Below are 12762 nucleotides of genomic sequence, written 5' to 3' on the forward strand. Positions count from 1 at the left end.
CAATATGCCATATTATCAAAATGTGGAAAACTTTTAACAACTACAAACCAACAACTTAAACAAAACACCCCTACAGTTATTCACATTTGTGTTTTTATATTCAAAATTAAATCGGTTACCTTTGTACAAACAAACATAAACGTATGGCTTTAGTTAATATACCGAGACTTGACTTGTTAAACTTTACTGAGGGGAATTCAGAACAGCGCGGTCAATTTATCCAAGACATTGGAAAAGCTTTTAACGAAACTGGTTTCGTTACTATTGCTAATCATGGTCTATCAAAAGAACTAATAGACGAATTGTATCAAATCGTACCCGCATTCTTCTCATTGCCGACAGAAACAAAATTGAAATATGAGTTTCCTGAACTTGCCGGACAAAGAGGGTATACAACAAAAGGTCGCGAAAAAGCAAAAGATTCCACAACTCCAGATTTGAAAGAATTTTGGCAAAGAGGACAAACAATCGTTGGTGAAGAATATAGTAAAACTGATTTTCCTGATAATCCGGAAGTTGCCGAATTACCTCGATTCAGTGAAATCACCGCCGAAGTATATAAAAAACTAGAAGATACTGGTCGTGAATTATTAAAAGCAATTGCAACTTATTTGGAGCTAGAAGAGGATTATTTCGAAAAATTCGTTATCAACGGTAACTCTATTTTACGTGCAATCCATTACTTTCCGATCCAAAATCCAGATGAATTAGCACCTGATGCAGTTCGTGCCGGAGCACACGAAGATATCAATTTGATTACTTTATTAATTGGCGCGAGTGCTGACGGTCTTGAGGTTATGACTAAAGACGGTGAATGGTTTCCTATTAAAGCCAAAGGCGAAGATATCGTTATCAATGTTGGTGACATGTTGCAGCGCTTAACAAATAACAAATTAAAATCAACTACACACCGTGTCGTTAATCCACCGCGTGAATTAATGGGTAATTCTCGTTTTTCTATTCCTTTCTTCTTACACCCTAAAGCATCAATGAGCTTAGCTTGTTTAGATTCTTGCATCAGCGAAACCTATCCAAAAGCTTATCCTGATTATACTGCAGGTGAATATTTAGATGAACGTTTGAGAGAGATCGGTTTGAAGATGTAAGTAATTTTCTCAAAAAAAGAAGACCAACCTTTCAAATAAACTGTTTATTAGAAAACAAAAATGGCCTGTTAAAAATTTAACAGGCCATTTTTAATTTTTAACATCATTAAAATCTTGATTTCCCTTTTGACAATGATCGATCGGGAAATCCATATTAATCTTTTTAAAAAGAATAACCAAAACCTACGTTGAGGTAAATATTATGCATACTGAAATCGATCGAATTGAAATCTTTTTCTAAAATATTATTGAAGCCATATGTAAGGTCTGTCAATAATTTAAAATGTTTATTCATTTTCCATTCTGCTCCAAGTTGAGTACCCCATTGAATTTTCCGAACATTGTCCGAGAAATCATATGCAGCTTGACTTCCGTCTTCAAACGATATTTTTGTTCCTGTTGGCGTATTTTGTCTTAAATAGCCATCCGATACATATCCATCAAATGTATTGTCAATCAATCTTGAAAAATAGAGACCTCCATATAAATTCCATTTATCCGAAAGTTTATAAACAGCCAAAACAGGTATAGTAAAATATGTATTACTCACATTTGTCTGTACTTTTCCTGTATAGTAACCTCTAACTTTTGAATTATCCTTAACCACTTCTGTTAGATAGTTCTTGACGCGGGCATTGGTCTTCATTCCTTTTTCTTCAAAACGAAGGCCTAATCGCACTCCCCATTTTCCATTTTCATGTATCCATTTAGTAGCGTTTGCTTCTAAACCAAAACTAAACCCGGGATTAAAACTTTCAATCTTTCTTATTTCACGAGGCATACCTAATGGACTACTGCCCCCTATACTAAATTGCGCTTGCACTGCGTAATCAATATTTGTATTAAAAAAATTTGTGCTACGGCTAGCTGTACTGTCTTGCGCCTGGGCATATTGGGTAACCATTAAACAAATAGCTACAACATATAGTATTCTGTTCATTACAATAGTTTTATTATTTATATTCATCATTATTTTTTTTGACCTGTAACAAGCTCTACCTCATCAATAAATAAAGTACTTCCTACAGCACCATTAAAAATATCTCCTTCTTTACTTGAACTGAATACTATGGTATACATATATTCTTTAGCTGGGTCAAAAGATTTACCATTCACAAAAGAAAAAGGAACATTAAATGCTGTCCATTTATCAGTTTCAATTTGTTCTTTTGTTCCAATTCTAGCAACACTCACGATCCGGGAATCTTTAAAGGCATGTGTACCTGTTAAGAAATTTTTATTTAAATCAGCCGATTTTTCAAATAAAATTGCATATCCATCCCACGTATCTTTAGTGAGCTGTGATGGTTTTGTATTATCTACAAATTTTTCACCGGCTTTATATTTAAAGAAACCTTTTAATGCTACCGGAGCAGTATCATTGTTGTACGAGATACCAAATCGAGTAGAATTAACAGTAGGGAAAGTAAGCCTGAACTCCCCAACAAACAGATTACCGGCAGCCAATGGCGAACCGAACATCCCGCCTAACGGACCAGTATCTTTCGTCATTAATTTAGCAGCATTACCAAGATAACCGTCTGTTACTTGCGAAGTTGGATAGAAAGCTGGTATTAAATCTTTATCCTCTCCCACTAATGTACCAGCAAGAATATTATATCCCTCATTTGCTGTTTCCCAAATAATATTTTTCTGACCGTCTGCTGTTAATTCAAAAAACTGATGGTAATGACCTACAGGATTATCTGTATCAACAACTTGTGCATTTTCAAATGCACCATAAAAATTAGCGCCTTCGTCGACTACAAATGAGACTGTATAAGTCTTTGACCATGCACCATCTTGAGAAGTTACCGTATATTTTTGAGGTTGTGAAAAATCAAGTTCGGTACCACTTTTTGGCAAGATAGTCGCTCCTGGTGTCAATACAAACTCAGGCGTATGTACGTAACTACCAGAAAAGCGTTTTAGTTTAAAAATAATCGTATTATTACCTATAGAAGGTGCTGTACTAAGTGCTAAATCTCCATTCAGAATACTTGCCTGTTCAATATCAGCTTCTGTATTCAATGCCTCTTCTTTCATGCAGCCATTTAATCCAAAAAACAGCATAATACAAATCATAAACGATAGAATTCGTTTTTGTTCCATAATAAATTAATATTTAATGTAAAATATCGTTAATTGTGAGAATTATTAACGTGGCGCAAAGTTAAGATTGTTGGGGTAACAACTTAAATTTCGTGGAGAAAAAAGACCTTTGTCTCTAAAACTTGACAATTAAAGGAAATTCAACTGTTAAAGATTTTCTTTTATCTTTTTAGGCAATGATGCAAACACAAGATCATAACTATGATCAATTAATTCCAATAACTTTTGGTCTGTTAATTCACGATTTGCATGCACTGTATTCCAATGTTTCTTATTCATATGATAACCTGGAAAAACTGTCTGCAGAAATTCCTGTCTCAAACTAATAGCGTACTCTGGATCACACTTGACATTAAAAGATAGTCCCTCCAATTGATCTAACCCCACTAATAGAAAAACTTTAGAAGCAACTTTAAAAACCAGTGTATCAGGACCAAATGGAAGTTCTTCAGTTACTGCATTTTTTGCTATGCAATAATCGCGTAATTCTTCGATATTCATGTTTGGATTTTTTCTGAAAGTTAAGAAATAATTATTATTTTACCCAATGTACAGCTTGCTGATAAAGATTATAAAAAAACAAAAAATGTTAATTATTGTAAATAATGCTCTGTTTTTATAACATTCTGATTACACAAATATTAAGAACCGGTTAATATTCTATATTTGACACATAACTTCACCTAAATAGCATTATGAACAGGATATTTTTCCTCCTATTATTTTTTTGCACATCATTAAGTTACGCACAAACTTCTATTAAGGGTAAGGTTATAGATCGAGGCGAAAACAAGCCCCTTTTCAATGCTTCAGTAATCTTACTTACGGCACAAGATTCTATTTTGAAAGTATTTACACGCACAAACGAGGAAGGTAATTTCAATATCCAACCCCCAGAAAAAGGTGCTTATCGCGTACTTGTGACTTATCCAAAATTTGAACTATACAGTGACATCATAAATGTAGAAGATAGCAAGATTGATTTACATGATATTAAGATAAGTTCACGAGCCAATGTTCTTGAAGAGGTTGTTATTACGCAAAAACTACCAATAAAAATTAAAGGTGACACCATAGAATATAATGCCGGTAGTTTTGAAACTGAAAAAAATGCAAAATTGGAAGACCTTCTCCGAAGATTACCCGGTATGACTGTATCTTCGGACGGAACTATTACTGCTCAGGGGAAAACAGTTTCAAAAGTATTGATAGATGGTGAAGAATTTTTTGGCTATGATCCTAAAATTGCTATTCGCAATGTTCGAGCAGATGCTATTGACAAAGTACAGGTATACGAGAAAAAATCTGATGAAGCTGAATTAACGGGAGTGGATGATGGTGTACGTATCAAAACCGTCAATGTAGTTCTGAAAGAAGAAGCTAGGAAAGGTATTTTCGGAAATGCCAATGCTACAATTGGTACTAAAAGTTTATTTGATGCGGGTTTATTTGCTGCTAAATTCAATAAGTCTGAACGTATAGGACTAACCGGAAACTGGAACAATATGGGTGGGGGAAATGATTCAAGAATCCGTTCCAATGCCAGCATTCAAGGTAAACCTGAGTATAAAAATATTGGCGTAAATTATGACAATGTATTTCTAAAGAAAAGGTTATCGTTAAATTCCAGTTATAATTTCAACAATAACAGTGCTACTAATGAACGAACTTCTAACGTTAAGGAATTATTTGAAGACAAAACACAAGAAACAGTAGGAAGTAACAGCTCCGATAACGATACAAAAAATAACAATATCAGAACACAGGTACGATTCAAAATCGATTCTATCCAAAATCTAGACGTTCAATTGAATGCAGGTAAATCAGACACCTATACTAAAAGTACTTCAGAACGTAGGATCACCATTAATGACACTACGCTAACGAACACTTTTGATGAAAATAACAGCTCAAAGGGAAATAATGATAATGGCGATTTCCGTATTAATTATAGAAGAAGACTAAACAATAATGGACGGTCTATTAATGTTCAGTTTAATACGCAATTATCACAAAGTGAATCTATTGGTCAAACAAAATCGATTACAAACTATTATAAAAACAACGCGCTTAACAGAGCTGATACTATAGATCAAAAACGTGTAAACGAAGCGACGAACAATCGAATCGGTGCTTCTTTAAATTTAAATGAGAAATTACTTCAGGACTTGTACCTAACTGTAGGATATACGATGAACAGTAGCGTTTCAAAAAGTCTAAATAGATCATTAAATGCCGATGGACTGGGTGAATATACATTGTTAGATTCATTATATTCTAAAAATGAAGAAAACAAAAATTTCAATCAGGGTGCAAATATTCAGTTAAACTACAACATTAAAGACAAAATCAATATTAACCTCTCAAATACGATGAGCTATAGGAATCAAAAATTAATTGACAGCTATCGTGATATTAATCTCAATCGCAACTTTTGGGATAATAACCTGAACATGAATGTTAATTACAAATTGTCTTTAAACAAAAATTTGATGCTTAGCTACGGTACATCAAACAGAATTCCGACGTTCGGACAATTGATAGCCTTACAACCACAGACAAATCCATTATTTGTACAATTAGGAAACCCCGATTTAAAGAAATCAACTGAAAATTCTTATAATTTCAATTTTAATACCTTTAGTATTTTAAGAAGTTCGAGCTTCAATATCAATGCGGGTATTACAACGACACATAATCCGATTGCAAATAAGAGAATTCTTGATTCTGAAGGGGTGACAACCAGTAATTATGAAAACATACGAGATAAAATAAACTGGTCCGCTAGAGTATACTCTGGTTATAGTAAACCTTTATTTAATAATTTACTTCAGTTCAATCCAAATGCAAATTTAAGCTATGGAAATAGTTACGACTTTCTGAATGGCGTATTGAACAATTCCAAGAACTACAATGCAAGTGCAGGTTTTGGATTAAATAAACAAAATTCTAAGGTTATTGACTTCAACTTCTTTACGAATATAGGTGTTGATCGTGTGGAGACTCTTTTACAACCTGATTTAAACAGTAATAGTCTGAGAGCAAATATCAATACGGATATCAAATACTTCCTACCCTTTAAATTTGATCTGGTGCAGGTTATTAATTACGGATATACGGGTAAGAACAAAGTATACACTAAAGCTATCAATCAATTTTATATGAATATGGAATTAAATAAGAAATTGATGAGCAATAACTTACAATTAAGCTTAAAAGCATTTGATATTTTTAAAACATTCAATACTACCAATCGCTCATTTGACAGCAGTAAATTTTCGGAATCACAACAACAGATGCTTACTCAATATTTCATGCTTGGATTGAAATGGGATTTTAACAAAAACTTAGGAAAGAAAAATGACTAAATTATTAATAGGTTTCATTCTTTTGCTATTTGGCACAGATGCATTTGCGCAACATGCTTACTTTGCAACAAAGGGAACCATCAATTTTGAAAAAGTGGTGTATACGAAAGCGAGAATGCGAGAATTGATGGCTAAGCATGGTGGCAACGGTAATAGAGGTATGATGTACATGGGAAACATCGATGAAATGCCAGAAAGTTCTACATCCAATTTTGTTCTGAAGTTTGATGAGAACCAGACATTGATGGAATCCAATGCAGAAGAAACGCCAACAAAACCCAATACCTCACCTGCAAATACAAGAGGTGGTAGAGGTTCAGGAGGAGGACGAGGGAATGCAGGAACAAATCAACGAACAGGCACAAATGGAGGTGGCGGTATGCGTAGCATGGGCAGAGGAAGCAACAGAATGGGTGATAAAACTTATTTTCAAAACCTTAAAGCTAAGACTTCTGAAGTACAGCTTCAAATTGACGAAAAAATTATTATAAAAGATAGTCTTCAGGATGTTACATGGCGATTCACAGATGAGTTTAGAACAATTGCAGGGTATGAATGTAGACGTGTAAATGGGGCGACGAAAGATTCACTCTATCTAATCGCTTTTTATTCAGAAGAGATTCCTGTCTCAGGAGGGCCGGTATTAACAGGAGGATTGCCTGGAATGATCTTAGGACTTGTTATTCCTGAAATGCATATCAATTATTGGGCGACTGAAGTAAAATTCACCACTGATCAGGTATCAAGTACGTGGAAAGATAAAAAAGCAAAAGAGATGTCATCCAACGAATTTTTCAAATTGCTTTCAGGCAGTATGTTTAGGGGAAGAGGTAACAATGATGCGCAACAAAGAAGACAAATATTAGAGCAGATTCTTTATTAAAGAATCTGCTCTAATCAGTTATCGACTAAGTATGTCAACTAATTCCTCCTGTATGGCAACTCCTTTATCTTGATTATACCATTTTTGAATCTCTTCTTTAATGTCATTAAATTCAGCTCCTTTACCTTTCATCATAACAAATAGATCTGTACAGCCTTGAGGTCGCGGTCCCCATACAGCCAAGTCATCACCTTGCTCATTACGAATCACTAATTTAGGTATAGACTTTCCGCCATTGGTCAAATATTGGTTAATTGTATAAGGTTCCGAATCACGTAACTGTATATCCAGAACAAGCAATGGATTACTCTTCACCATCTGGTAAATCATGGGGACAGAATGAGCGGCATCACCGCACCATGGTTCTGTTATTAAGATCCAATGTTGCTTGGTTGCAATCCCGTTCATAAATGAAGCTGTTTCGGCATTGGGTTCAAATTTTTTCAACCAGCGATTCATCCTCGACCAATTTAATTTGGTGTAATTAAAGATTTCTTCGTCTTGATAACCTTCATAATTCTCGGGATTTTCTAAGATAGCTTTAAAATAGGATACGTATTCTTCGAACTGCATATATTAGCTTTTATATTTTGGGATACAATATGACAAAATTTTGCCATTTGCACAATTCAGACGAAATAAAGAAACATAGAAATGACAGTTTGTCACCAATTCTGACGTTTACTTGTCAATTTTATTCATTTTCATCAAAACAAAATGATTGGCACAAGGGTTGATTAGGTAGGTATACAACAAACAGATTAGTAAAAAATAAATATATATAATATGTCTAAAATAATAGGAATCGACTTAGGTACGACCAATTCATGTGTTGCTGTAATGGAAGGTAACGAACCGGTAGTTATTGCTAACAATGAGGGTAAACGTACAACCCCTTCTATCGTTGCTTTTGTTGAAGGTGGAGAGCGTAAGGTAGGTGATCCAGCAAAACGTCAAGCGATCACAAACCCGACTAAAACTATTTACTCTATTAAACGCTTTATGGGTTTATCTTATGATGAGTCTGTAAATGAAGCGCAACATGTACCTTATAATGTAGTAAAAGGCGACAACAATACACCACGTGTAGAAATTGACGACCGTAAATATACACCTCAAGAAATTTCAGCTATGATTCTTCAAAAAATGAAGAAAACTGCAGAAGATTTCTTAGGTCAAGAAGTAACTGAAGCTGTAATTACAGTTCCTGCATACTTCAATGATGCACAACGTCAAGCAACTAAAGAAGCTGGTGAGATCGCTGGTTTAACAGTTAAACGTATCATCAACGAGCCAACAGCTGCTGCTTTAGCTTATGGTTTAGATAAAGCACACAAAGACATGAAAATTGTTGTTTTTGACTGTGGTGGTGGTACACATGACGTTTCAGTATTGGAATTAGGTGATGGTGTATTTGAAGTTAAATCTACTGACGGTGATACACACTTAGGTGGTGATGACTTTGATAATGTAATCATCAACTGGTTAAATGACGAGTTTAAAAACGAAAACAATGGCTTTGACTTGAAAAAAGATCCAATGGCATTGCAACGTTTGAAAGAAGCTGCTGAGAAAGCTAAAATTGAATTATCAAGCACAACTTCTACTGAAATCAACTTACCATACATCACTGCTGATGCAACAGGCCCGAAACACTTAGTTCGTCCTTTATCACGTGCTAAATTTGAAAGCTTAGCTGCTGATTTGATCAAACGTACAATTGATCCTTGTCGTTCTGCATTGAAAAATGCTGGATTCAGTACAGGTGATATCGATGAGATCATCTTAGTTGGTGGTTCTACACGTATCCCTGCAATCGTTGATGCAGTAAAAGCATTCTTCGGAAAAGAGCCTTCTAAAGGTGTTAACCCTGATGAAGTTGTAGCATTAGGTGCTGCTATCCAAGGTGGTGTATTAACTGGTGAAGTGAAAGACGTATTATTATTAGACGTTACTCCTTTATCATTAGGTATCGAAACAATGGGTGGTGTGATGACTAAATTAATTGAAGCAAATACAACTATTCCTACTAAAAAGTCTGAAACGTTCTCAACTGCTTCTGATAATCAACCATCTGTTGAAATCCACATCTTACAAGGAGAGCGTCCAATGGCTGCTCAAAACCGTACGATTGGCCGTTTCCACTTAAATGATATTCCTTCTGCTCCTCGTGGTGTTCCTCAAATTGAAGTAACATTCGACATCGATGCAAATGGTATCATTAAAGTTTCTGCTAAAGATAAAGCAACTGGAAAAGAGCAAAATATCCGTATTGAAGCTTCATCTGGTTTATCTGACGAAGAAATCAAAAAAATGAAAGAAGAAGCTGAAGCAAATGCTGAAGCGGATCAAAAAATGAAAGAAGAAGCTGATAAAATCAATGGTGCAGATGCTTTGATTTTCTCAACTGAAAAACAATTAAAAGAATACGGAGATAAAATTTCAGCAGATAAAAAAGCGGCTATCGAAGCTGGTTTAGTAAAATTGAAAGCTGCTTTTGAAGCAAGAAGTTTTGCTGATATCGATTCAGCTTCTGCAGAAGTAAACAATGCTTGGAATGCTGCTTCTGAAGAGATGTATGCTGCTTCACAAGGTGGTTCACAACCTCAAGGTGATGCTGGTCAACCAAACAATGGTGGTAACCAAGGTGGTGATGACGTAACTGACGTAGAATACGAAGAAGTTAAATAATTACACTCCTTTTAAATAATAAAAAGCTCGAAGATTCATCTTCGAGCTTTTTTATTATTAGACCAAGTCTGAATCTTCCAATTGGAATAATTCTTCTATACTTTTATCCAATACTCTTGATAACTTAAGTGCCAATACAGTTGAAGGAACATATTTCGCAGCTTCCAAGGCATTGATTGTCTGTCTACTTACTCCGACTTTATTTGCCAACTGTTCTTGCGAATAATCTTTCATCAGTCGATTGATTTTAATATTATTCTTCATGCGCTAACCTCCTATTCATTTTAAAAACCTGGAACCGAAAAATAATAATATAAAGCAATAATATAATATTTGGACTTAAAAATGCCAGGCTTATGTACCAACTACCATAAACAAATGCAATTAATAATACATTGAAAATCGCAAAAGAAATAATAGACCAAGACCAAGAATAAAGACGAATAGAATTAATCATTTCATCCTCATATTTATACTTCGTAAATGCAATAAAACTCAACCCTAAAAAGATCGATAAAAGCTGTAATGTTAGTGACATTTCTGTATTAATAATTTCAAAAGGACCATCATTTCCTCCTAAAACTGCAAAAGTAGAAAAAGATAATTCGAAAGGCATGATCTCTACCCCTTTTATTCTTGGATAATTAGTAATTAAAATACTATTTTCTTTTAGTAAATACAATGCTGTTGGGATTAAAAACATGAGGACTAATCCTAATCCAATCCACCGGAAGTACCGGGGTAATAAAGGAATTTTTTTCATAATGATTTTAAGTTTTATATTGTTAGTACGACAAATGTAAAACTAATCATACATATTGACAAGTGTTTTTTACAAAATGTAAAAAATACTTGTCAATTTATTATGTCTTTTATTGTGATGAATACTGGAGTGCTATTTTTTGTAATGGCTTAATATTCCTTTATCTAATGTTGCCCATATACCCGCTGGCATATTCGCCTTTTTAAGAGCCTCGTTCGTCCAAGTATTGCATGAGTAAAACATGCTGTAAGATCCTTTAGCTTCATAAAAAGCATCCGAATCACCATACTGTGCATTGGTATTAATTACAATTGGCTTATTTTCAGCATCATATTCCAACGATGATTTCACAAAATCAATAAGGGTCTGATATTGTACTGTATCAATCATATACTTGTAACAGAGCTCATTCTCCTCCACTGATTTATGATAGGTAATATGTAGTGCCGTTTCACCAATGCCAGTTGCTGCTACAAATGCTGTCGAGGCTTTTAGATCTTTCCATTCTGGGGTATTTAAATAAAAGCCCTTATCTCCCCATCCTATTCCCATGTAACTGTATGTGGTATCTTTTCCCTTATTATTACTTAATGGAAATAGATGCGTCCAATCCATCAGATTATTTTTAACGGGGAATACTAAATCTGTATGCACACCATTTGACATAATATATACCGTTATATCTTTTGGTAGAGCAGAATTTTCTCTATGTGCACTTATTCGCGATAAGACACGTTCTGACAACCAATAAATAAATACAATTAGAATGAGTGTGATAAGAATATATAATAGCACTTTTAATATTTTTTTCATGTTTATAATGGACTTGATCTTAGAATGATAATACCTTCTAATACTCAAACATAAAAAAAACCCGCAACAAATATTGCGGGTTTAGAAATACTACGATAATATTTTAAAATAATTTCTCTGGATATGCGCCATCTGCAATCAATTTTAGGATTGATGCCTGCACAATTTCCTTATCTTCTTTATAGGTTACACCGAACCATTTTGATGAGGTCGGGATAACTTTAAAATCTGCTTGCTTTGTTTGCACGAAATAATCTGCTACAGAAGGAATGAAGAATTCAGATTTAGGATCTTCCGAATTTTTCTCAACAAAATCTCTAAACATGCCTTCAGCCACTTCAAATACTTTTGGAGTAAAGCCCCAGAAATTCATAGATACACGACTTTCCGGATCCAACTCTGTTATTACATCACCTTCTTCGAAAACTATTTTTTTCTCGCCCTCAATTTCTTTATAGTAGATCTTAGTACGTTCCGTAACACTTTCCATATGTCCTGAAGGACTTACTACACATACCCCTCTAGATACATAACCATAATCGGATAACGTATTACCAACTTGAAATCCCATCAAAGCCATTTGGTCATCTGATACTTCAGTTGTTAAGAACTTAGCCATTTTTTCGTAAGAATCCGTACCGTAAAAATCATCTGCATTAATCACACAGAAAGGTCCATCAACGTGATTTTTTGCACTCATTACAGCGTGTGCAGTACCCCAAGGTTTAGCACGCTCTATTTCACGGTCAATACCATACTTCTTTAAATCAAAATCTTGGAAAGCGTAATCTACTTCGATTTTTCCTTTTAACTTTTCGTCAAAGACTTCTTTCATTTTATCTAAAAATTCTTCACGAATTATAAATACTACTTTGCCAAATCCAGCATTAATAGCATCATAGATAGAATAATCAATAATAGTTTCGCCGTGAGGCCCAAAAGCATCAATCTGTTTCAATGATCCGTAACGGCTAGCCATACCTGCTGCCAAAATTAATAAAGTTGGTTTACTCATATCCAATTTCT

The 12762-nt window shown here is 34.5% G+C and carries 12 protein-coding genes; 4 read left to right on the top strand and 8 right to left on the bottom strand.

From position 1 onward, the window contains the following. Window positions 1–143 precede the first annotated feature (143 nt). On the top strand, window positions 144–1106 hold the full coding sequence (locus tag ACFS6I_RS20615; protein ID WP_045752411.1) for an isopenicillin N synthase family dioxygenase: 963 nt from the start codon (window positions 144–146) through the stop codon (window positions 1104–1106). 163 nt (window positions 1107–1269) lie between these two features. Here ACFS6I_RS20615 and ACFS6I_RS20620 read toward each other — a convergent pair whose 3' ends face one another. From ACFS6I_RS20620 to ACFS6I_RS20630, 3 genes are all read right to left on the bottom strand, one after another. Continuing rightward, window positions 1270–2046 (bottom strand): porin family protein, encoded by a 777-nt coding sequence (locus tag ACFS6I_RS20620; RefSeq protein ID WP_380923432.1) that lies wholly within the window; start codon window positions 2044–2046, stop codon window positions 1270–1272. A 29-nt stretch (window positions 2047–2075) separates the two neighbouring features. Beyond that, window positions 2076–3218: a PCMD domain-containing protein gene (locus tag ACFS6I_RS20625; protein WP_380923434.1), complete on the bottom strand. Its 1143-nt coding sequence runs from the start codon at window positions 3216–3218 to the stop codon at window positions 2076–2078. Between the two features lie 147 nt (window positions 3219–3365). After that, complete coding sequence (locus ACFS6I_RS20630; RefSeq protein ID WP_021190148.1) at window positions 3366–3719, bottom strand: MmcQ/YjbR family DNA-binding protein; 354 nt, start codon at window positions 3717–3719, stop codon at window positions 3366–3368. Between the two features lie 194 nt (window positions 3720–3913). On the opposite strand from ACFS6I_RS20630, the gene ACFS6I_RS20635 reads away from it, so the two are divergent. Both ACFS6I_RS20635 and ACFS6I_RS20640 read left to right on the top strand, forming a co-directional pair. Continuing rightward, window positions 3914–6586: a TonB-dependent receptor domain-containing protein gene (locus tag ACFS6I_RS20635; RefSeq protein ID WP_380923436.1), complete on the top strand. Its 2673-nt coding sequence runs from the start codon at window positions 3914–3916 to the stop codon at window positions 6584–6586. Beyond that, a complete protein-coding gene (locus tag ACFS6I_RS20640; RefSeq protein WP_380923438.1) occupies window positions 6579–7469 on the top strand; it encodes a GLPGLI family protein in 891 nt (296 codons plus the stop codon). The genes ACFS6I_RS20635 and ACFS6I_RS20640 overlap by 8 nt, the downstream gene beginning before the upstream one ends. Window positions 7470–7487: 18 nt before the next feature. Here ACFS6I_RS20640 and ACFS6I_RS20645 read toward each other — a convergent pair whose 3' ends face one another. Then, window positions 7488–8042: a thioredoxin family protein gene (locus tag ACFS6I_RS20645; RefSeq protein ID WP_132840986.1), complete on the bottom strand. Its 555-nt coding sequence runs from the start codon at window positions 8040–8042 to the stop codon at window positions 7488–7490. Window positions 8043–8255: 213 nt separating this feature from the next. Between ACFS6I_RS20645 and dnaK the strand changes: the two genes are divergently transcribed. Continuing rightward, on the top strand, window positions 8256–10160 hold the full coding sequence (gene dnaK / locus ACFS6I_RS20650; protein ID WP_380923440.1) for a molecular chaperone DnaK: 1905 nt from the start codon (window positions 8256–8258) through the stop codon (window positions 10158–10160). Between the two features lie 57 nt (window positions 10161–10217). Here dnaK and ACFS6I_RS20655 read toward each other — a convergent pair whose 3' ends face one another. The 4 genes from ACFS6I_RS20655 to ACFS6I_RS20670 all read right to left on the bottom strand — a co-directional run bounded on the left by ACFS6I_RS20655 (window position 10218) and on the right by ACFS6I_RS20670 (window position 12751). After that, window positions 10218–10424 (bottom strand): helix-turn-helix transcriptional regulator, encoded by a 207-nt coding sequence (locus ACFS6I_RS20655; RefSeq protein WP_021190153.1) that lies wholly within the window; start codon window positions 10422–10424, stop codon window positions 10218–10220. After that, window positions 10414–10923, bottom strand: coding sequence for a hypothetical protein (locus ACFS6I_RS20660; RefSeq protein WP_380923442.1), 510 nt, complete (start codon window positions 10921–10923; stop codon window positions 10414–10416). Before ACFS6I_RS20660 ends, ACFS6I_RS20655 begins: the two co-directional genes overlap by 11 nt. A 132-nt stretch (window positions 10924–11055) precedes the next feature. Then, window positions 11056–11736 carry a TIGR02117 family protein gene (locus ACFS6I_RS20665; RefSeq protein ID WP_380923444.1) on the bottom strand — a complete coding sequence of 227 codons (681 nt, stop codon included), beginning with the start codon at window positions 11734–11736 and terminating at the stop codon, window positions 11056–11058. A gap of 103 nt (window positions 11737–11839) precedes the next feature. Continuing rightward, the gene (locus tag ACFS6I_RS20670) at window positions 11840–12751 is read right to left on the bottom strand and encodes a sugar phosphate nucleotidyltransferase (RefSeq protein WP_132840981.1); all 912 of its coding nucleotides are present in this window, start codon (window positions 12749–12751) and stop codon (window positions 11840–11842) included. Window positions 12752–12762: the final 11 nt, after the last annotated feature.

This window comes from Sphingobacterium anhuiense, assembly GCF_042686355.1.
GTDB lineage: Bacteria > Bacteroidota > Bacteroidia > Sphingobacteriales > Sphingobacteriaceae > Sphingobacterium > Sphingobacterium anhuiense.